At 61.0% G+C, this 20,702-nt stretch carries 15 protein-coding genes; 10 read left to right on the top strand and 5 right to left on the bottom strand.

The window, feature by feature from the left end; genetic code table 11:
• Positions 1 to 89: 89 nt before the first annotated feature.
• Entirely contained in the window at positions 90 to 500 is a 411-nt protein-coding gene (locus ALP40_RS11300) for a PA2817 family protein (protein WP_122208360.1), read from the top strand.
• A gap of 383 nt (positions 501 to 883) precedes the next feature.
• On the opposite strand, the gene ALP40_RS11305 is transcribed toward ALP40_RS11300, so the two are convergent.
• From ALP40_RS11305 to recQ, 3 genes are all read right to left on the bottom strand, one after another.
• Positions 884 to 3,127: a FimV/HubP family polar landmark protein gene (locus ALP40_RS11305; RefSeq protein WP_122208361.1), complete on the bottom strand. Its 2,244-nt coding sequence runs from the start codon at positions 3,125 to 3,127 to the stop codon at positions 884 to 886.
• Positions 3,128 to 3,222: 95 nt separating this feature from the next.
• Entirely contained in the window at positions 3,223 to 3,657 is a 435-nt protein-coding gene (locus ALP40_RS11310) for a MarR family transcriptional regulator (RefSeq protein WP_122208362.1), read from the bottom strand.
• Between the two features lie 91 nt (positions 3,658 to 3,748).
• On the bottom strand, positions 3,749 to 5,878 hold the full coding sequence (gene recQ, locus ALP40_RS11315; RefSeq protein ID WP_122208363.1) for a DNA helicase RecQ: 2,130 nt from the start codon (positions 5,876 to 5,878) through the stop codon (positions 3,749 to 3,751).
• A 176-nt stretch (positions 5,879 to 6,054) separates the two neighbouring features.
• On the opposite strand from recQ, the gene ALP40_RS11320 reads away from it, so the two are divergent.
• Positions 6,055 to 6,642, top strand: coding sequence for a YecA family protein (locus tag ALP40_RS11320; protein WP_004879452.1), 588 nt, complete (start codon positions 6,055 to 6,057; stop codon positions 6,640 to 6,642).
• 10 nt (positions 6,643 to 6,652) lie between these two features.
• On the top strand, positions 6,653 to 7,054 hold the full coding sequence (locus ALP40_RS11325; RefSeq protein ID WP_122208364.1) for a YbaN family protein: 402 nt from the start codon (positions 6,653 to 6,655) through the stop codon (positions 7,052 to 7,054).
• A 38-nt stretch (positions 7,055 to 7,092) separates the two neighbouring features.
• On the opposite strand, the gene ALP40_RS11330 is transcribed toward ALP40_RS11325, so the two are convergent.
• Together ALP40_RS11330 and pap are read right to left on the bottom strand one after the other, a co-directional pair.
• Positions 7,093 to 7,326 carry a DUF6124 family protein gene (locus ALP40_RS11330; protein ID WP_122208365.1) on the bottom strand — a complete coding sequence of 78 codons (234 nt, stop codon included), beginning with the start codon at positions 7,324 to 7,326 and terminating at the stop codon, positions 7,093 to 7,095.
• Positions 7,327 to 7,534: 208 nt separating this feature from the next.
• Positions 7,535 to 9,031 carry a polyphosphate:AMP phosphotransferase gene (gene pap, locus ALP40_RS11335; protein WP_122208366.1) on the bottom strand — a complete coding sequence of 499 codons (1,497 nt, stop codon included), beginning with the start codon at positions 9,029 to 9,031 and terminating at the stop codon, positions 7,535 to 7,537.
• A gap of 161 nt (positions 9,032 to 9,192) precedes the next feature.
• Here pap and mnmC point away from each other — a divergent pair, with 161 nt between their 5' ends.
• The 7 genes from mnmC (at position 9,193) to ALP40_RS11370 (ending at position 20,583) form a co-directional block, all read left to right on the top strand.
• A complete protein-coding gene (gene mnmC / locus ALP40_RS11340) occupies positions 9,193 to 11,175 on the top strand; it encodes a bifunctional tRNA (5-methylaminomethyl-2-thiouridine)(34)-methyltransferase MnmD/FAD-dependent 5-carboxymethylaminomethyl-2-thiouridine(34) oxidoreductase MnmC (protein WP_122208367.1) in 1,983 nt (660 codons plus the stop codon).
• Between the two features lie 222 nt (positions 11,176 to 11,397).
• Positions 11,398 to 12,066 (top strand): ABC transporter ATP-binding protein, encoded by a 669-nt coding sequence (locus tag ALP40_RS11345; RefSeq protein WP_122208368.1) that lies wholly within the window; start codon positions 11,398 to 11,400, stop codon positions 12,064 to 12,066.
• A gap of 1 nt (position 12,067) precedes the next feature.
• A complete protein-coding gene (locus tag ALP40_RS11350) occupies positions 12,068 to 14,545 on the top strand; it encodes an ABC transporter permease (RefSeq protein WP_122208369.1) in 2,478 nt (825 codons plus the stop codon).
• A complete protein-coding gene (locus ALP40_RS11355) occupies positions 14,535 to 15,611 on the top strand; it encodes a lipocalin-like domain-containing protein (RefSeq protein ID WP_122208370.1) in 1,077 nt (358 codons plus the stop codon). The genes ALP40_RS11350 and ALP40_RS11355 overlap by 11 nt, the downstream gene beginning before the upstream one ends.
• Positions 15,612 to 15,777: 166 nt before the next feature.
• Positions 15,778 to 17,550: an N-acetylglutaminylglutamine amidotransferase gene (locus ALP40_RS11360; RefSeq protein WP_122208371.1), complete on the top strand. Its 1,773-nt coding sequence runs from the start codon at positions 15,778 to 15,780 to the stop codon at positions 17,548 to 17,550.
• Positions 17,551 to 17,554: 4 nt separating this feature from the next.
• Positions 17,555 to 19,303: an N-acetylglutaminylglutamine synthetase gene (ngg, locus tag ALP40_RS11365; RefSeq protein ID WP_122208372.1), complete on the top strand. Its 1,749-nt coding sequence runs from the start codon at positions 17,555 to 17,557 to the stop codon at positions 19,301 to 19,303.
• Positions 19,304 to 19,386: 83 nt separating this feature from the next.
• Positions 19,387 to 20,583, top strand: a complete 1,197-nt coding sequence (locus tag ALP40_RS11370) for an osmoprotectant NAGGN system M42 family peptidase (RefSeq protein WP_122208373.1) — start codon at positions 19,387 to 19,389, stop codon at positions 20,581 to 20,583.
• Positions 20,584 to 20,702: the final 119 nt, after the last annotated feature.

Genomic DNA, 20,702 nt, shown 5'->3' on the forward strand with positions numbered 1-20,702 from the left:
GGACTGACCCACGCAGGTCAGTTGATCCACAAAACAGGCGCGCAGAGCTTTATACTCTCGCGCCTGTTTTTGCATTTGAGGATTACATCATGGCCGACGCCACTCTCGACCACCATCTCGGTCTGCTTGCGCACCTGCGCAGTATTCTGGTCGCGCTGGGCGAGGCCGAGCAGGTACCCGAAGAAAGCCATGCGCTGTTCATGGAGCGCTTCGATGAACTGGTCGAGCAATTGCCGCAGGACCCTATCGAAAGTCAGTACCTTGGCCAGGACATTATGTGTCAGGTGATCCAGCGCTACCCACAGATCGCGCATCTGGTGCCCCGCGACCTGCTGTGGTTCTTTGCCGGTGACTGCCTGCACTTCATGCCGGACGATGAAATCGACCTGTATCAGGCGCTCGAAGAACGCCGCTACGAGGCCGAGCAGAACGACGAGCCGTTTGACTGGAATCAGGAGAAACAGCTGCTGGCGATGTCGACTCAAGGCAGCAAACACTGAGCGATTCTGAAGTCTGACGCACCCCATTAGGGGCTCGTTCTTTGCCCTGTAACAATGATCGTCATCACTGTCACAGGGCATCTTGCTGCTGATTGAACTGCCGCAAGCCTCACCACGTCTTGGACGTAGCGCTGTCGCGCAGCAACCATCAAGTTTCGTCGTGGGAGCGAACCTGTCCGCGAATTCAGTATTTCAACCACTGCATATGCGTCAAAAGTACCGGCCTTTTCGCTGAAAAACGGACCGCCGCCCGCTCCGCTCTTACGAATTAATTTTCTTCAACGGGTTACAAGTCGTTTGATAAGAGGCGGCGTGCGCATAGCCTTGGCGCGATACTCCGGGGTGCCGTACAGGATCAACCCGTCCAGCATCGCGCACCACACTCAACTGATCCCCGCCAACAACTCACGCGCCAGACGTTGCTGTTCTTCGTCCGACTCGGCGATCACCTGCAGCAGGATTTCCCTGGCCGACTCCAGATCCCCATCGTCGATCAGTACCTGCGCCTGATTGATCTGGCTCAACGGAGGTTCGTCGAGGTCCAGCAAATCGAAGTCCGAATCGTCACTCATGAAACTGTCGAGGAAGTCGTCGCTCAGGTCATCCACACCGGACGGAGGTATGACTTCAAGAGGCTCGACGGAATCGTCGGCGCCGGAGAAGTCGCTTAGAAACTGCTCATCCGACAGCTCGAATACTTCCGGCAACTGGTTCAGATCGGACGAAAAAACCGGATCGATCTCTGGCGCAGCAGCCGGTTTATTTCGCACTGGCGGCGCGTCGAACGGGTCCACGAGGTCCCAGTCGGCGTCCAGGGACAGCTCGTCCAAGTTCAACTGAAACTCGTCGAAAGGCTCAGGGTTCAGCGCCGCAGCCGTGGTTTCATCCAGTTCGGTAATGGCGGGCGGTTCAAGATCAGGCAGGGCGTCGATGGCCGGACTCACAACACTGTCAGGCTGGCTTTTTTCCAAAGACATCGCTCCAGCGGCCACGGCGGCCACCCCCGCGGTAGCAGCCATCGCTTCGCGCGCCTTGAGCTGCGGGTAGCGGTCGCGAACCTCTTGAATAGCGTGCGGCGAAACGCTGTGCTCCAGCGCGGCGCGCTCTTCAAGCGCAAACCCCGCGCTGTCACCCTGCTCTGCCAACAGTTCGAGCAGCCTGATGCGAATGTCTTCACGCTCGGGCTGTTGCTCCAGCGCACTGCGCAAGATGCCAATGGCCTCACTGAACCGACCGTAGGCGATGTAAATGCTCACGCCATCCAGTGCATCGGGCGTGGCGCCCGCCATACGTTTTGATGAGGGCGCTTTTGCAGCACCTGGCTCGACAATCGGCTGCGGTGCGACAACTGGCACCTCGAAAACAGGCACCACGGCAGCCTGGGCCGGCTTGATCAGGGTTTCATCCTGCGCGATCACCGGTGCGACGCTGGGGCTGCGTTGCTGACGGCGGCGGTTATAGACAAACGCCAGGATCAACAAAAAGACCAGCAGCGCGGCCAACAGAACAGGGATGCTCAAAAACGGCTCGGCCGACGCCGGCGTTGCAACGGGCTGGGCGACAGGCATTGCGGGCGGCGGTGCTGCAACCGGTTGCGCTGCTGCAAGCGTAGGTGATTGAGCGACAGGTTGAGCGGCTGGCTGAGCACGCGCCAGGTCCGAGCGCAGAGCAACGATCTGCTTGTCCTTGCCCACCAGTTGATCCTGGAGGTCCAGTGTCTGTGCCCTTAGGTCGTCGACCGCTTTGGCCAACTGTTGAGTTTCAAGGGCCGCAGCCGTCATTTGCTCCGCCGCCTCGCGCACTTGCGCGGGCTGGACCTGAGGCGCAGCAGGGCTGGCGGCCGAAGCGCCTGCGGTGGGCAGTGACGCCGAATCAGGCAACAGCAAGTCCTGCCCTGCCTTCAGCCCGGAACTGGCACCCTGCGTAAAGACCTGCGGGTTGAGCAAGCGGATGCCGTCGGCCATCTGGCTGGTCGACACCTTGCTGCCCGGCCCTTGCAACCTTGCCGCGATGGCATTCAACGTATCGCCGTTGGCGACGGTGTAATGCTTGCCTTGCACGGCAGGCGGCGGCGCGACCGGCATGCGCGACTCGGCCGCTGCCGACGAAGCCGTTGAGCTGGAGCGCTGCGCATTGCGGCTGCGGGTCGCAGCGACGCCCTCGGGCGACGTGGCTGGATCGAGCAACAGCGTGTATTCGTGCAGCAGATCGCCGTTGGGACGCGACACCTGCACAAGGAAACTTAGATAGGGTTCGGTGACCGGCTTGTTCGAAACCACCCGAATCACGCCACGTCCACCCCGCACGACGGGGGTGAAACGCAAGTCATTGAGGAAAAACACACGCTCGACGCCCGCTTTGGCGAAGGCTTCGGGCGAGGCCAGTCTGGCCACGATGTCCTCAGGGCTGAGGCCGTCGGTTTCAAGCAGCGCGATCTCGGCATTCAGTGGCTGATTGAGCGCCGAATGCAGGCTGATTTCCCCCAGTCCCAATGCCGACGCGAAGGTCGAATAAAACAGCGAAGACGCCAGAACCGACGCCGCCAACACGGGGGCGTATAGGCGATTGAGAATGTTGGGCACCGGATGTCCGGTGCGTACGATACCTGCCTGAAAACTCTTCAGCATGCTAACCCTTATGGAAACCACAGCAGGCTTCTCACCTATCCCGATGAACGTCACTTTCCGTAGCGAGAGTATGGGGGAGAACTCGCAAACTCGTCTCAGGATCTTTCAAGATTGGCCAGAATTCGCGAATGCACCCGCATGCACACCCGCATGTCATCCTCGTCCACGCCTTCGAAAAGTTCGATACGCAACTTGCTGGCGATGGCTTCGATCTGCTCGATCAAGGGCAGAGCGGTCTGGCTGAGCAGGATTTTCTTTGCCCGTCGGTCTTCGGCAACCGCCTGACGCTGGACCAGCCCCTGGCCCTCGAGGCTGTCAAGCAAACGGGCCAGGGTCGGACCTTCGACGCCGACGCTTTGCGCCAACTCGCGTTGGGTTGGGGGCTCGCCGAAACGAGCCAGGTGCAGCAAGACCAGCCAGCGGGCTTGAGACAACCCGAGGTCAGCGAGACGACGATCCAGTTCGGCCCTCCAGCCGCGCGAAATTTGCGCAAGTTGCATCCCGAAACGATGTTCATCAGTCAAAGGCATAAACCACTCATGATCAAAACTAACTGTTAGCGAGCTAAGCATGCTCCTTGCAAACAGGCAAGCGGCCGACCGTGGCGTCTCGTTGCCGCTCTTAGATCTCGAATTCGGATTGCAGAGCGGCGCGCACGCAATACAGCACACCTTCAGGAACACGCCCAGTGAATTGTTCGATCACTGCGGAAACCGGAGGCAATTCGCCCTCCCCGTCCAGAAACGCGTCCTGAATCTCGCCCAGCAGGTCCTCCGGCAGATCCAGCGCCTGCTCGACCGACAGTTGCTGCTTGCCGATGGCTTCGGCGAGCAGGGTGTAGACGTTCTTTTCCGAGCATTGCAATTGACCGGCAATCTGCATCGGCGTCATGCCGGCGCGGGCCAGGCTGATCAGTTCGTGGCGAATATCGGCGACCACCCGAGGCGCCTCGGCTTTGCCGCTGAGCACTTCCAGAAAGGCCTCACCGTAGCGTTCCAGCTTGCGCGCACCCACGCCGCCGACCTTGGCCATTTCGGCCATCGAACCAGGCTTGCTGCGCAGCATTTCCAGCAAGGTCGAATCGGGAAAGATGACGTACGGCGGCACCGCATGTTCCTCGGCCAGCTTGCGACGCAGCGCACGCAACGCTTCCCACTGCTCGCGCTCTTCGCTGCGCACCAGTTGACTGGCCTGGCTGCCGGAATGGCTTTTGGCGCTGGTTTGCGGTTTGAGGTCGCGACGCAACTCCAGCGTGACCTCGCCGCGCAGCAACGGACGACAGGTGTCGCTCAACCGCAGGCCGCCATAGCCTTCCAGATCGATATCGGCCAGCCCTCGGGCCACCAATTGCCGGAACAGCGAACGCCACTCACCTTCAGAGCGCCCCTTGCCAACGCCAAAGACGGACAGGTGCTGATGGCCAAAGCTTTCGACCTTGTCATTGGACTTGCCGAGCAGGACATCCACCAGATGACCGACGCCGTAACGCTGGCCAGTACGATAAATCGCCGACAGGGCCTGGCGCGCAGGCTCGGTGGCGTCCCAGGTCTGCACGCCATCGACACAGTTGTCGCAGTGGCCGCAGGGGTTGGGCATGTCTTCGTCGAAATACGCCAGCAGCGTCTGGCGACGGCAGCGGGTTTCTTCGCACAACGCCAGCATGGCGTCGAGTTTGTGGTGTTCCAGCCGCTTGTGTCGCTCGTCGCCTTCGGAGTTCTGCAGCATCTGCTTGAGCATCAGCACATCTTGCAGACCGTAGGCCATCCATGCATCGGCGGGCAGGCCATCACGCCCTGCCCGGCCGGTTTCCTGATAGTAGGCTTCCAGCGATTTGGGCAAATCCATGTGCGCGACGAACCGTACGTTGGGCTTGTCGATGCCCATGCCGAACGCGATGGTCGCGACCATGATCAAGCCTTCCTCATTAAGGAAGCGCTTCTGATTGGCGGCGCGGGTTTCAGACGGCAGGCCTGCATGATAAGGCAACGCGGGGTAGCCGTTTTCACTGAGAAAAACCGCCACTTCGTCGACCTTTTTGCGCGACAGGCAATACACGATGCCTGCGTCGCTGCGACGCTCGGAGAGGAACGCCAGCAACTGCTTGCGCGGCTGTTCCTTGGGCACGATGCGGTAAAAGATATTGGGGCGGTCGAAACTGGACAGAAAGCGTTCGGCGTTCTGCAGGTGCAGCCGCGTGACGATTTCTTCACGTGTCCGCTTGTCGGCGGTGGCCGTCAGGGCGATGCGCGGCACATTGGGAAACAGCTCCGCCAGTTGCCCCAGTTGCAGGTACTCGGGACGGAAGTCGTGCCCCCACTGGGAAACGCAATGCGCTTCATCGATAGCGAACAGCGCAATCTCCAGGTTTTGCAGAAAAGACAGCATGCGCGGCTGAACGAGACGCTCAGGCGCCAGATACAGCATCTTGATTTCACCCTGACGAATCCGGTTGGCCAGGTCGCGCTGCTGCTCGGCATTGAGCGTGGAGTTGAGCGCGGCGGCAGAAACACCCAGTTCGTCCAGGGTCGCCACCTGATCGTCCATCAGCGCGATGAGCGGCGATACCACCACACACAAACCATCGCGCAGCAGGCCGGGAACCTGGAAACACAGGGATTTGCCACCACCGGTCGGCATCAGCACCAGTGCATCGCCGCCGTTGGCTACACGTTCGATAATGGCACCCTGGCGACCACGAAAGCTGTCGTAGCCGAAGATGTCTTTAAGTACGCGTTGTGCCTGTTCGAGCATAAAAACCCCAGATTGTCCTGCTGCACTGCAAAACGGGGGAGTATACCCGAGCACTCACAGGCAAAGGATGACAGGTACATGAGTGGTCGAAATTAACTGCAATGGCCCTCCGCGCTGGCGCCACGGAGGCTGAGGGCCTAGAATTCAGCATCGTTTATTTCCAAGGTAGTGCGTCCATGTCCTTCGCTGAGCAACTAACCCGCCTGCAAGTCTTCCTCGATGCAGATGAACTGCACGAAGAAGCACTGGACTACGTGGCCGCTCATGGCTACCTGACCGCCCTGTCGATCTGCTCCGAACCTGTGCCGGAGCGTGAGTGGATCGATGCCCTGTTCTCCGAGCCGCCACACTACGCAAGCGACGCTCAGCAGGTAGAGATCGAAGCCACTCTAATTGCGCTGCAGGCCCATATCGCCCGCCAGCTGGCGTCGGATGAAGAGTTCGAACTGCCGTGCGATCTGGATCTGGGCGACGACCCGGATGATTCGGACCTGCGCGGCTGGTGCATCGGCTTCATGGAAGGCGTGTTCCTGCGTGAAAATGCCTGGTTCGAAAGCGCCGAAGACGAAGTCAGCGAAATGCTGCTGCCGATCATGGTCGGTTCGGGTCTGTTCGACGAACAACCAGAGTTTTCCGACATCGCCCAGGACGCCAACCTGATGGACGATATGATCGTTCAGATTCCCGAAGCCCTGACTGCGCTGTACCTGCTCTGCCAGGCTCCGGACGAAAAGCCGGCGATCCTCAAGCCTCGTCACCACTGAGTCCGCGCCTATGGCGCAGGAGTCGGCGCGCACCAGCCGTCATCGGTCGGTGCGCTATTTTCTGCTGGCCATTGGCTGGTTGAGCGTGGCACTGGGCGTTATCGGCATTGTGCTGCCGGTGTTGCCCACAACGCCTTTCCTGCTGCTGGCCGCCGCCTGCTTTGCCCGCAGTTCCCCGCGTTTTTACCACTGGCTGGTCAATCACAAACGGCTTGGGCCGTGGATCAAGGACTACCTTGAAGGCCGCGGCATACCGCTCAAAGGCAAGGTCTACGCGATCGGTACGATGTGGGCCAGCATCAGCCTCTCCTGCTACCTGGTTCCCCAGCCGTGGGCACGCGGCTTCATGTTGCTCAGTGCAGTACTGGTGACGGTTTATATCCTCAGGCAGAAAACATTGCGCCGCAGCTGAGAGGCCGGGCCGAAGCCCATTGCGAGCGTTGAAAGGAATCAGGCCTTGGCAAGGCTGTCGAGCGAACCATCCACCAGCATTTTCGCCATTTGCGCCAGATGCACGACGGCTAGCGTCATGTCGCGCATGGCGCTCTGAGAGCATTCGGTGGATTCACCCGCCGTGGCGATGATGCCGCGCAGCAGGTCGGACGCATGATTGAGCGCGTCTTCAGCGCCAAGCTTTTCGTTGATCGAAAACAGGCTGGATGAAGCGCATGGGGTGGTAGGCATAGGGGGCACATCTCCGACGTCACTCAGGTTAATCATTCCTTGGCCGCCACAAGGGTTGCAACGACCGGGCGCAGAGTATGGACCCTGCCCCGGAGGCGCAATACGCCGGAGACGTCTCGGAAATGTCCTTCAATGAAAAGAGACGCGTTGTGTCAGCCTGCCCGAAAAAGCAGCCTTAGAGCGCCTGAAATAGAACGTCCGACCGGCTTCATTTCTTTTTGTCCTTGGCAAACGCCGCTTCAAGCGCTTCGTTGATCGTACGCAACACCTTGACCCTCGCCCAGCGCTTGTCGTTGGCCTCGACCAGGGTCCAGGGCGCAATTTCAGTGCTGGTGCGATCCACCATTTCACTCACGGCCTGGCGATACTGGGGCCACTTTTTACGATTGCGCCAGTCGTCTTCAGTGATCTTGTAGCGCTTGAACGGGATCTGCTCACGTTCCTTGAAACGCTCAAGCTGGGTCTGCTCGTCAATCGCCAGCCAGAATTTGACCACCACAATGCCAAAGTCGGTGAGTTGCTCTTCGAAGTCATTGATTTCCGAATAGGCGCGCATCCAGTCGGACTCGCTGCAAAACCCCTCGACCCGCTCCACCAGCACCCGCCCATACCAGGAACGGTCAAAAATGGTGAATTTGCCGCGTGCCGGGATCTGCCGCCAGAATCGCCACAGGTAGGGCTGGGCGCGTTCGTCCTGGGTCGGGGCGGCAATCGGTACAATGGCGTATTGCCGAGGGTCCAGTGCTGCAGCAACACGGCGAATCGCCCCGCCCTTGCCTGCCGCGTCGTTGCCTTCGAACACAGCCACCAGCGCGTGGCGCTTCATGTGTTTGTCGCGCAGGTTGCCGGACAAACGCGCCTGCTCGGTGATCAGTGCTTCCTTGTAATCGTCCTTCTCCAGACTCCGGCTCAGGTCCAGGCTGTCCAGCAGGGTCAATTCTTCATCATGACTGGCCAGAGGACCTGTGCTCTGCGACTTGACCTCGGGTTCGACCTTGTTCAGCGCCGCCTGCATGCCTTCGAGCAGCAAACGCCCAACCGTCAGACTGCGGTAGTTGGCGTCCACGCCTTCGATGACGTGCCAGGGTGCGTATTCGCGGCTGGTACGGCGCAGCACACGTTCGCCAAAACGCACGAACTTGTCGTAGGTTCTGGATTGTTGCCAGTCCAGCGGGCTGATGCGCCAGCTGTGCAGCGGGTCGTCCTTCAGCGTCTTGAGGCGCAATTTCATCTGTTTCTTGGACAGGTGAAACCAGAACTTGAAGATCACGGCACCTTCATCGCAGAGCATCTTTTCCAGCCGCTCCGCGCCATTGATCGCCTGATCCAGCACCGCATCCTTGAAGCGGCCATGCACCCGACCCTGGAGCATCTGGCTGTACCAGTTGCCAAAAAAGATCCCCATGCGACCCTTCGCAGGCAGTTGCCGCCAGTAGCGCCAGACCGGTGGGTGCGCCAGCTCTTCGTCGGTCTGCTGATCGAAGGTGCGTACTTCGATGTAGCGCGGGTCCATCCACTCGTTGAGCAGCTTGACGGTCTCGCCCTTGCCCGCGCCTTCGATGCCATTGATCAGCACGATGACCTGACGTCCGGCCTGTTCATGCAAGTCGTACTGCGCCTCCAGCAACGCCTCGCGTAGTGCCGGTACGGCGGCCTCGTAGGTGTCGTCGTCGATGGCATGACCGATTTCAGCGGATTCAAACATGCACTGCTCCCTATGTGATACGGCTCGGGAATGATGGCCAGATGAGCCCAGATGAACATAAAGACCACCGATTGGCGTCATGGGTCAATCGGTACAACAGCAATACCGCTTTTATCCGCGCAGACGGCTAAAATGCGACCCTCGCCACCGCTGAGCCAAACATGACCATTACCCGCCACGCCCAGATCGACTGGGACGACCAAGGCAATCCGCTTTCGCGAACATTTTCCGACGTGTATTTCTCCACAGAATCCGGACTGGACGAGACGCGTCATGTGTTTTTGGCGCAGAACGATCTGCGTCGTCGCTTCACCGAATTGCCGCCAGGCGAACGGCTGACCATCGGTGAAACCGGGTTCGGCACCGGGCTCAATTTCCTCTGTGCCTGGCAGCTGTTCGACGAGTGCGCCCAACCTGACGCCAGGCTGCATTTCGTCAGCGTCGAAAAATACCCGCTGAGCCGCACCGATCTGCAACGCGCACTGGCGTTGTGGCCGGAACTGGCGCGGTTCGCCACTCCGCTGCTCGCTCAGTACATCGCCGTACACGAAGGCTTTCAGCGACTGGTGTTCGATCAGGGCCGCATCACCCTGACCCTGCTGATAGGCGATGCGCTGGACATGCTGCCGCAACTCGACGGCCAGATCGATGCGTGGTTTCTCGACGGCTTTGCACCGGCGAAAAACCCCGACATGTGGACGCCAGAATTATTTGCCGAGCTGGCACGGCTGTCGACGACCGCCACCACCCTCGGCACCTTTACCAGCACCGGCTGGGTGCGCCGCGCACTGAACGCCGCAGGCTTCAAGATGAAACGCGTGCCGGGCATCGGCCATAAATGGGAAGTGCTGCGCGGCACGTTCATCGCCTGGCCGGAGGACGCCGTACCCGCCCCTGCCGTCAAGCCCTGGTTTGCCCGTCCGCCTGCCCTGCTCGGCGCGCGCAAGGCACTGGTGATCGGTGCCGGGCTGGCCGGTTGCGCCACGGCTGAAAGTCTGGCGAACCGGGGCTGGCAGGTGAGTCTACTGGAACGCCACGCAGCACCTGCGCAGGAGGCATCGGGCAATCCGCAAGGCGTGCTGTACCTCAAGTTGTCAGCTCACGGAACAGCGTTATCCCAACTGATCCTCAGCGGATTCGGGCACACCCGGCGACTGCTCGAGCGCTTGCAACGGGGCACCGACTGGGATGGCTGCGGCGTGCTGCAGTTGACCTTCGACGACAAAGAGGCCAAGCGGCAGGCACAACTGGCCGCTGCCTTTCCTGAATCGCTTTTGCACCTGCTGGACCAGGCGGCAGCCCAGGCGCGCAGCGGCATTGCATTGGCCAGCGGCGGGTTGTTCTATCCGGAAGGCGGCTGGGTGAATCCGCCTGCGCTCTGCGACTTGCAGGCCGGGCATCCGAACATTCGGTTGATGGCTCATCACGAAGCACTTGAATTGCTTCAGGTCGATGGGCAATGGCAGGCGTGGGACGCCGAACGGTTGATCGACAGCGCCTGCGTCGTGGTGCTGGCTGGCGCTGCCGACATCAGGCAGTTCGCCCACAGCGCCGATTTGCCGCTCAAGCGCATTCGCGGACAGATCACCCGACTGCCTGAAACCCAAGCCAGCCAGGCCTTGAGCACGGTGGTGTGCGCTGAGGGTTACGTGGCACCGGCTCGGCTGGGCGAGCACACGCTGGGGGCCAGTTTCGACTTCGACAACGACGATCTCACGCCCAACCTGGCAGATCATCTGGGCAATCTGCAGATGCTGGAGGATATTTCCCACGATCTGGTGAAACGCCTGGCGGCAACTGAACTGCCACCCGAACAGTTGCAGGGTCGCGCCGCGTTTCGCTGCACCAGCCCGGATTACCTGCCTATCGTCGGCCCACTGGCGGATCGGCAAGCGTTTGTAGACGCTTACGCTGCACTCGCCAAGGATGCGCGTCAGGTGCCGGACGTCGCCTGCCCCTGGCTACACGGTCTGTACATCAACAGCGGCCACGGCTCACGCGGGCTGATCACCGCCCCGCTGTCCGCCGAACTGCTCGCCGCGTGGCTGGATAACGAACCCTTGCCCGTACCACGCAGCGTTGCCGAAGCCTGCCACCCAAACCGGTTCGCCTTGCGTGGGTTGATTCGGGGCGAGAATAAATAGCTCGTGTGACTGCGTGAAACAGGCGCATGCAGGCTTGAGAAACGGTCAGTCATCCCACTGATCGTGCTCACGCTCCGCGTGGGCAAGCAGCCCGGGACGCTCCGCGTCCCAATTGGCACAGACTGTGGATTCATTGAGCCAGGCGCTCGACTCACGTCAATTGGCGACGCACGCTCGCTCAGCCGCTATCCTTGACTATCAGCGCAGCCAGTCGAGCCCCTCATGTTGCAAGTGCGAGACGTATTCAAAAGCTACACCACCACCCAAGGCCCTTTGGCGGTATTGCGGGGTGTCGATTTGCAGATGGAACGTGGCGACAGCCTCGCGCTGATGGGCGAATCCGGCAGTGGCAAAAGTACACTGCTGCACCTGATCGCCGGGCTTGATCAGGTCGACTCAGGGAGCATCGACATCGCAGGCCAGCGTCTGGACCGGATGAACGAAAGCCAACTGGCGAACTGGCGGCGCACTGAAATCGGCCTGGTGTTTCAACAGTTCAACCTGATCGGCAGCCTCAAGGTTGCGGACAACCTGGCCTTTCAAGCGCGCCTGGCCGGGCGTCACGACCCTGTCTGGCAAGCGCACCTGGTCGAGCGTCTGGGGCTGGGCGCAATGCTGGAGCGCTATCCCGAGCAACTGTCCGGTGGGCAACAGCAACGCGTCGCCATCGGTCGCGCCCTCGCCTCGCGGCCGGGCCTGCTGCTGGCTGACGAGCCCACCGGCAACCTGGACGAAACCACCAGTGACGAGGTTCTGCAATTGTTGCTGGATCTGCTCAATGACAGCCCGACCACCCTGTTGATGGTCACACACAGCCCGCGCATCGCCGCAAGACTGGCGCGTAAGCAGGTGCTGCACCTGGGCCAGTTGGCGACGGAAGGTGAGTGCTGAAGTGCGAGTCTTTTACTGGACCTTACGTGCCCTGCTCAGCCACTGGCGCCGCCACCCGGTGCAGTTCTTCAGCGTCCTGACCGGGCTGTGGCTGGCGACGGCCTTGCTGACCGGCGTCCAGGCGCTCAACAGTCAGGCACGGGAAAGTTACCAGCGCGCCAGCCAATTGATCGGCGGCGAACCGCAGAGCAGCCTCGAAGCCGCTGACGGCAAGTTGTTTTCCCAGGATCTGTTCATTCAACTGCGTCGTGAAGGCTGGCCCGTGTCGCCCGTGGTGCAGGGGCGGGTCACGCTCAAAGGACATGAAGATCGGCGCCTGCAACTGATGGGCATCGAACCCGTCACCCTGCCTGCCGGGTCTTCTTTGGCAGGCCAGACACTGGATTCGGATCGTGTTGTGGACTTCCTCACCCCGCCCGGCCGGACCTGGATCGCCCCGCAAACCCTACAGGCGTTGAACCTGCAGGAAGGTCAGCGACCGCTTACCGAGGACGGCACGCCACTGCCGCCTTTGAGGTCGACGCCAGACATGGCGCCCGGTTTACTGCTCACCGACATCGGCTTCGCTCAGCCCCTGCTGGTTGCTTCCGAACAACTGTCCCGCCTGTTGTTGCCCAAGGATTTTGCGGCGCACATGCCCCCATTGCCCGCTGCGCTGGCCGACCGGCTGGTGATCATCAAAAGCGGTGAAGAAAACAATCTGGAGCGCCTGACCGAAAGCTTTCACCTGAACCTGAATGCGTTAGGCGTGTTGTCATTCATCGTTGGGCTTTTCATTGTTCACGCAGCCATCGGCCTGGCCTTGGAGCAGCGGCGCGGCCTGTTGCGTAATCTGCGGGCTTGCGGCGTGACTGCGCGCCTGCTGATTGCCACGTTGAGCGTCGAACTGGGTGCGTTGGCGCTGCTGGGCGGCGTGCTCGGGGTGATAAGCGGTTACCTGTTGGCCAGCCTGCTGTTGCCGGATGTGGCAGCCAGCCTGCGCGGCCTGTATGGCGCCGAAGTCGCCGGGCAACTGAACCTGAGCCTCTGGTGGTGGGCCAGCGGGATAGGAGTCAGTCTGCTGGGCGCACTGCTGGCCGGTGCCAACAGCCTGATACGGGCGGCACGCCTGCCCTTGCTGGCGCTGGCCGATGCCCAGGCATGGCAGCAAGAGCATGGACGCTGGCTACGGCGTCAGGGCTGGATCGCGTTGGCCTGCGCCGCCGTGGCTGCAGCGACGCTGCTACTGGGCAACTCCCTGTTGGCAGGTTTTGTCATGGTGTCTGCACTGCTGCTCGGCGCTGCCTTGGGACTGCCGGTGCTATTGGATACGTTGCTGAAGGCGATGCTCCCGCGTACTCACTCGGTTACTGGGCAATGGTTCGTGGCCGACTGCAGGCAACAGCTGCCCGCCTTGAGCCTGGCGCTGATGGCGTTGCTGCTGGCGATGGCGGCCAATATCGGTGCAGGCAGCATGACCTCCGGCTTTCGAGAAACCTTCAGCAGTTGGCTGGAGCAGCGCCTGACCGCCGAGCTGTACATCAATCCGCAAAGTCCCGCGCAAGCCGAGCCATTGCAGACGTGGTTGAGCCAGCAGAAGGAGGTCAAGGCCGTGTTACCGAACTGGCAAGTGCCGGTTCAGTTGCAGGGCTGGCCAGCCGACCTGTTTGGCGTGATCGACCACAGCACCTACCGCCAGCATTGGGAGTTACTCGATGCATCGAGCGAGCCCTGGGACCAATTGGCCAGCCAGGACACTGTCATGCTCAGCGAGCAATTGGCACGCCGGCTCAAGCTGGGATTGGGTGACAGCCTGATCATCCCGGTGCCCGCAGGTCAGTGGACGGTGCGTATCGTGGGCATTTATGCCGATTACGGGAATCCCAAGGGGCACTTACTGGTCAACGCCGGAAAGCTGCTTGCCCATTGGCCCGACCTGACGCCTGTACGTTTCAATCTTCGGATCGCCCAAGCCGACATCGCGCCGCTGATTGCGGGCCTGCAACAGCAGTTTGCCCTGGACGACAACCACATCATCGATCAGAGCCAGCTCAAACGCTGGTCCAATCAGGTGTTCGAGCGAACCTTCGCCGCCACTGCGGCGCTCAACAGCCTGACACTCGGCGTGGCCGCAGTGGCGCTGTTCATCAGCCTGTTGACCCAGAGCCAAAGTCGAATCGGCCAGCTCGCGCCGCTGTGGGCGATGGGCGTCAAACGAAGACAATTGATGCTGCTCAACCTCGGCCAGACCTGGATGCTGGCGGTGCTGACGTTGCTGCTGGCACTGCCGCTGGGTATCGCGCTGGCCTGGTGCCTGAATGCCGTCATCAACGTGCAGGCCTTTGGCTGGCGACTGCCGTTGAGGGTTTTCCCGCTGCAACTGGTGCAATTGATGCTACTGGCCCTGTTGGCGACCTTGCTGGCGTCGGCCTGGCCAATGTTCAAGCTGTATAGAAGTCGTCCGAGCGACTTGCTGAGGACGTTTGCCCATGAACATTAGAGGGCTGCTTCTGATCGCCGCCCTGCTGCTCAGCGCCTGCGATGACAAACCCCGGCCCGACAAAGGTTTCGCGGGTCTGGGCGACACAGCGAACGCCTACACGCAGGTAACGCCGGGGCGCGTATTTTCCTTTCCAGAGGATCATGGACAGCACCCTGGCTTTCGGATCGAATGGTGGTACATCACGGCCACGCTCAAGGACGACACTGGCAGACAGTTCGGCGTGCAATGGACCTTGTTTCGCAGCGCTTTGCAGCCCGGCATCCAGACCGGCAGCGGGTGGAACGACGGCACGATCTGGCTGGGCCATGCCGCCGCCACCTCGGCCACCGGGCATTACGTGGCCGAGCGCTACGCACGGGGCGGTGTCGGTCAGGCCAATGTGAACACGGCGCCCTTCTCTGCCTGGATCGATGACTGGTCGTTGAGCAGTGACACCGTCGCTGAAGACCCTCTGGCCAGCCTGCAATTGAAAGCCAGTGGCAAGGATTTCCGCTATCGCCTGCACCTCACGTCGAGCAAACCCGTGGTGCTACAAGGCGATCAGGGCTACAGCCAGAAATCCGAGGCTGGACAGGCGTCGTACTACTACAGCCAACCGTTTTTCAACGCTCAAGGCAGTGTGGACATAGAAGGCAAGACCTATCAGGTGGCAGGCAACGCCTGGCTGGACCGGGAATGGAGCAGCCAGCCACTGACCGCCAACCAGACCGGCTGGGACTGGTTCTCTCTGCAACTGGCAAACGGGGACAGGTTGATGCTGTACCGGATTCGTCACAAGGAAGGCGCGCCCTACGTCACAGGCAACTGGATTGGCGCCGATGGCAGCACGCGATTACTGAGCGCCAGCGAGATCAGCCTTGAACCGCTCAAGATCACCCAGATCGGCGAGCATTCAGTGCCCACGGTCTGGTCGATCAAGATCCCCGGCATGCACCTGGACATCACCAGCGAAGCGCTCAACGCCAAGGCCTGGATGGGCACCAACATTCCATATTGGGAGGGGCCGGTCACGTTCAGCGGCAGTCAAAAAGGCGTGGGGTATCTGGAGATGACAGGCTATTGAGCTGCCTCTGTCCCTTGCCCGATCAAGGCTGAAAGCACATGGCCGCAACCAGCTAAGGTCCTAACTTATAACTTTTTGATCTAAAACTACCGCGTTTGCATTGGGTCAGTTTCTGGGTGGCTGCACTTTCTCAGCCACCTCCCCAACGGAAACCCGGTAAGGACTTATGTGCGGATTAGCAGGTGAACTACGTTTCGACCATCAACCAGCGGACCTGGCCGCTGTTGAACGCATTACCCATGAGCTGGCGCCTCGCGGCCCGGACGCGTGGGGTTTTCACAGCCAAGGGCCAGTTGCCCTTGGTCATCGCCGACTGAAAATCATGGACCTGTCGGACGGCTCGGCGCAGCCGATGATCGACAGCCACCTGGGCCTGTCAATGGCCTTCAACGGTGCGATCTACAACTTTCCGGAACTGCGCGCCGAGCTTGAAAGCCTCGGCTATGCGTTTCACTCCGGCGGCGACACCGAAGTGCTGCTCAAGGGCTACCACGCGTGGGGCGCAGACATGCTGCCCAAGCTCAACGGCATGTTCGCGTTCGCCATCTGGGAGCGCGACAGCAAGCGTCTGTTCATTGCCCGTGACCGTCTGGGCGTAAAGCCTCTGTACTTGTCGAAAACCGACAAGCGCCTGCGCTTCGCCTCGTCGCTGCCTGCGTTGCTGAAAGGCGGTGACATCAGCCCGCTGCTCGACCCGGTTGCGCTTAACCACTACCTGAACTTCCACGCCGTCGTACCTGCGCCACGCACGCTGCTGGCAGGCGTTGAAAAACTGCCGCCGGCCAGCTGGATGCGCATCGACGCCAGTGGTCAGGTTGAGCAGAAAGTCTGGTGGACGTTGCCTTACGGCCCTCATGAAGACGAGAAAAACCTCACGCTGGAAGACTGGCGCGACCGCGTTCTGGACAGTACCCGCGAAGCCGTGGCGATTCGTCAACGTGCCGCGGTAGACGTCGGCGTGCTGCTGTCAGGCGGCGTAGACTCCAGCATGCTGGTCGGTCTGTTGCGCGAAGTCGGCGTTGAAGACCTGTCAACCTTTTCCATCGGCTTCCAGGACGCTGGCGGCGAACGTGGCGACGAATTCCAGTATTCAGACCTGATCGCCAAGCATTACGGCACCCGTCACCATCAGCTGAGGATTCAGGAAAGCGAGATCATCGAGCAGTTGCCTGCTGCCTTCCGGGCGATGAGCGAGCCGATGGTCAGCCACGACTGCATCGCTTTTTACCTGTTGTCCCGCGAAGTGTCCAAGCACTGCAAAGTGGTTCAGAGCGGCCAGGGCGCGGACGAGCTGTTTGCCGGTTATCACTGGTACCCGCAGGTCGATGGCGCGAGCGATCCGGTCGCTGCCTACCGCGACGCCTTCGTGGACCGCAGCTACGCCGAATACGCCGAAACCGTGCAGCCTAAATGGCTGACGGCCAACGACGCCGCTGGCGACTTCGTACGCGATCACTTTGCTCAACCCGGCGCCAGCGCTGCGGTCGACAAGGCGCTTCGCCTGGACAGCACGGTGATGCTGGTGGACGACCCGGTCAAGCGCGTCGACAACATGACGATGGCGTGGGGCCTGGAAGCGCGTACGCCGTTTCTGGATTACCGCCTGGTTGAACTGTCCGCTCGCATTCCCGGCAAGTTCAAACTGCCGGACGGCGGCAAGCATGTGCTGAAAGAAGCCGCGCGCATGGTCATTCCTTCGGAAGTGATCGACCGTAAGAAAGGCTATTTCCCAGTACCGGGCCTGAAGCACTTGCAGGGCGATACCTTGAACTGGGTTCGCGAATTGCTGACCGACTCAAGCCAGGACCGTGGCCTTTTCAATCCGGCCATGATCGACAAGCTGCTGACCAACCCTGAGGGCCAGCTCACGCCATTGCGTGGCTCCAAGTTGTGGCAACTGGCAGCGCTGAACCTGTGGCTCAGCGAACAAGGACTGTAACCCCATGAAACAGAACGCGACGACTTACAGCCAACGCCTGTTGCGCCGACAGTCGCCCTCGTACGAACGTCTGCAAGCGCGCTTTGCCGAAGACGGCAGCCCGCTGGAGACCGACCCCTTGGCGCTGCACTGCGGCTGGGGGCGCCTGTTGATAGGCCACACCTATCCTGATCCGGCCGCACTGGCTCAGGACCTGCTGCACGAAAAACCGGGCGAGCGGGACATTGCGCTGTACGTGGCAGCGCCACAACAAGTGTTGGCTCAAGCGCCGCAGCAGCTGTTTTTGGACCCCTCGGACACCTTGCGTCTGTGGTTCAGCGATTACCGTCCGGCGCAACGAGTATTCCGTGGCTACCGCATTCGTCGCGCCCAGAGCGAGGCCGACTGGCAGGCCATCAACAACCTGTACCTGGCGCGTGGCATGTTGCCGATCGATCCATCATTGCTGACCCCGCGTCACCAGGGTGGCCCGGTGTATTGGGTCGCAGAGGATGAAGGCAGCCACACGGTCATCGGCAGCGTCATGGGGCTCAACCATCAGAAAGCTTTCAACGACCCCGAAAAAGGCAGCAGCCTGTGGTGCCTGGCGGTTGACCCCCAATGCACCCGCCCAGGTGTCGGCGAAGTGCTGGTTCGGCATCTGGTCGAGCACTTCATGAGCCGTGGCCTCAGCTACCTCGATCTGTCGGTATTGCACGACAATGAACAGGCCAAGGCGCTTTACGCCAAGCTGAATTTTCGCAATCTGCAGACCTTCGCCATCAAGCGCAAGAACGGGATCAACGAGGCCCTGTTTCTCGGTCCTGGACCGCAGGCCGAGTTCAACCCCTACGCGCGAATCATCGTCGAAGAAGCCCATCGACGCGGCATTGATGTGCAGGTCGACGATGCAGACGCAGGGCTGTTCACCCTCAGCTATGGCGGACGCCGCATACGCTGCCGCGAATCGCTGAGTGATCTGACCAGCGCGGTGAGCATGACCTTGTGTCAGGACAAGAGCCTGACGCACCGAGCCCTCAAGGCCGCAGGTTTACGCCTGCCCGCCCAGCAACGCGCTGGCAGTGAAGAGCAGAACCGCGCGTTTCTGGAACAACACGGACAAGTCGTGGTGAAGCCGCTGGATGGCGAGCAGGGTCAAGGCGTTGCCGTTGACCTGCGCACCCCTGAAGACGTGCAGAACGCTATCGAGCGTGCTCGCCAGTTCGACAGCCGCGTGATTCTGGAAAGCTTTCACGAAGGCCTTGACTTGCGCATTGTCGTGATCGGCTTTGAAGTGGTGGCCGCTGCCATACGCCGACCTGCCGAAATCACTGGCGACGGCCGACATACCATCAAGCAATTGATCGAGGCACAGAGCCGACGTCGCGAAGCCGCGACCGATGGTGAAAGCCGCATCCCGATGGATGAAGAAACCGAGCGCACCGTACGTGAAGCAGGGTACGACTATGCCAGCGTTCTGCCGCTGGACGAGCGCCTGGCCGTGCGCCGCACCGCCAACCTACACACCGGCGGCTGCCTGGAAGACGTGACGGCTATTCTTCACCCGGTGCTGGTGGATGCCGCTGTACGTGCCGCACGCGCACTGGATATCCCGGTGGTCGGCCTGGACCTGATGGTTCCGGCAGCCGACCAGCCTGAGTATGTGTTCATCGAAGCCAACGAGCGCGCCGGACTGGCCAACCACGAACCTCAACCCACTGCCGAACGCTTCGTCGATCTGCTGTTTCCGCACAGCCTGCCTGCGCACACCTAGACAGCTACAGGCGCTGGACCGAAGCGGCGATACGATTGTCGCCTCGGTCCGGTGCTTGCCGCTTCACCCAAGAGGAGCCTTCCATGACCCCTGCAACCATCCCCGATCCGGATCTGAAGTACCTGCAGAAAGTTCTGTTGGAAATGCTCGCGATCCCAAGCCCGACCGGCTTTACCGACACCATCGTGCGCTACGTCGCCGAACGCCTGGAAGAAATAGGCATTCCGTTCGAGCTGACGCGCCGTGGCACCATTCGCGCAACGCTCAAGGGCAAGCAAAACTCGCCTGATCGTGCCGTCTCCGCGCACCTGGACACCATTGGTGCCAGCGTTCGCGAGGTCAAAGACAACGGTCGCCTGGCCCTCGCAGCTGTCGGCTGCTGGTCGAGCCGCTTTGCCGAAGGCAGCCGCGTCAGCGTGTTCACCGACACCGGCATCATCCGTGGCAGCGTCTTGCCGCTGATGGCCTCCGGTCACGCGTTCAATACGGCTGTCGATGAAATGCCGATCAGTTGGGACCACGTCGAATTGCGCCTGGACGCTTACTGCACCACCCGCGCCGACTGTGAATCGCTGGGTATCGGCATCGGTGACTTCGTGGCCTTCGACCCGTTGCCGGAGTTCACCGAGAGTGGCCACATCAGCGCCCGACACCTGGATGACAAAGCGGGTGTCGCTGCGCTGCTGGCCGCGCTGAAATCCATCGTCGACAGTGGTGCAGAGCCGCTGATCGATTGCCACCCGCTGTTCACCATCACCGAAGAAACCGGCACGGGCGCTGCCGGCGTGCTGCCGTGGGACGTGAGTGAGTTCGTCGGTATCGACATCGCACCGGTTGCACCAGGCCAGCACTCCAGCGAGCACGCAGTCAGCGTGGCCATGCAGGACTCTGGCGGGCCTTATGACTATCACTTGTCGCGCCACTTACTGCGCCTGGGTGTGGACAACGAACTGCCAGTGCGCCGAGACCTGTTTCGTTACTACTACAGTGACGCGCACTCCGCCGTGACTTCGGGCCATGACATCCGCACTGCCCTGCTGGCGTTCGGCTGTGATGCGACCCACGGCTACGAGCGGACCCACATTGACAGCCTTGCGGCCTTGAGCAAACTGTTGGGCGCCTACATGCTCAGCCCGCCGGTCTTTGCCAGCGACGCCAAACCGGCCCAGGCTTCATTGGACCAGTTCAGCCATCAGATCGAGCATGACGCGCAAATGGAATCGGATACCCGCGTACCGCCGGTGGACAGCCTGATCGGACAGAATCGCGAGGAACCTTGATTCTATTATCGCCAACGCGCTCAGCAGCGAAGTCGTTTGCTGACTGAGCGCTACGTGGGACACGGTTTGCCGGAAATAGCGTCAGCTCAGTCACTGATAAAGTGCCTTTGAAAACGCAT

This window comes from Pseudomonas viridiflava, assembly GCF_003702045.1.
GTDB classification, from domain to species: Bacteria; Pseudomonadota; Gammaproteobacteria; order Pseudomonadales; family Pseudomonadaceae; genus Aquipseudomonas; species Aquipseudomonas viridiflava_C.

Coding starts and splice junctions, on each gene's coding strand:
- ALP40_RS11300 (WP_122208360.1), top strand. CDS start 90: ATGGCCGACGCCACTCTCGACCACCATCTCGGTCTGCTTGCGCACCTG.
- ALP40_RS11305 (WP_122208361.1), bottom strand. CDS start 3,127: ATGCTGAAGAGTTTTCAGGCAGGTATCGTACGCACCGGACATCCGGTG.
- ALP40_RS11310 (WP_122208362.1), bottom strand. CDS start 3,657: ATGCCTTTGACTGATGAACATCGTTTCGGGATGCAACTTGCGCAAATT.
- recQ (WP_122208363.1), bottom strand. CDS start 5,878: ATGCTCGAACAGGCACAACGCGTACTTAAAGACATCTTCGGCTACGAC.
- ALP40_RS11320 (WP_004879452.1), top strand. CDS start 6,055: ATGTCCTTCGCTGAGCAACTAACCCGCCTGCAAGTCTTCCTCGATGCA.
- ALP40_RS11325 (WP_122208364.1), top strand. CDS start 6,653: ATGGCGCAGGAGTCGGCGCGCACCAGCCGTCATCGGTCGGTGCGCTAT.
- ALP40_RS11330 (WP_122208365.1), bottom strand. CDS start 7,326: ATGCCTACCACCCCATGCGCTTCATCCAGCCTGTTTTCGATCAACGAA.
- pap (WP_122208366.1), bottom strand. CDS start 9,031: ATGTTTGAATCCGCTGAAATCGGTCATGCCATCGACGACGACACCTAC.
- mnmC (WP_122208367.1), top strand. CDS start 9,193: ATGACCATTACCCGCCACGCCCAGATCGACTGGGACGACCAAGGCAAT.
- ALP40_RS11345 (WP_122208368.1), top strand. CDS start 11,398: ATGTTGCAAGTGCGAGACGTATTCAAAAGCTACACCACCACCCAAGGC.
- ALP40_RS11355 (WP_122208370.1), top strand. CDS start 14,535: ATGAACATTAGAGGGCTGCTTCTGATCGCCGCCCTGCTGCTCAGCGCC.
- ALP40_RS11360 (WP_122208371.1), top strand. CDS start 15,778: ATGTGCGGATTAGCAGGTGAACTACGTTTCGACCATCAACCAGCGGAC.
- ngg (WP_122208372.1), top strand. CDS start 17,555: ATGAAACAGAACGCGACGACTTACAGCCAACGCCTGTTGCGCCGACAG.
- ALP40_RS11370 (WP_122208373.1), top strand. CDS start 19,387: ATGACCCCTGCAACCATCCCCGATCCGGATCTGAAGTACCTGCAGAAA.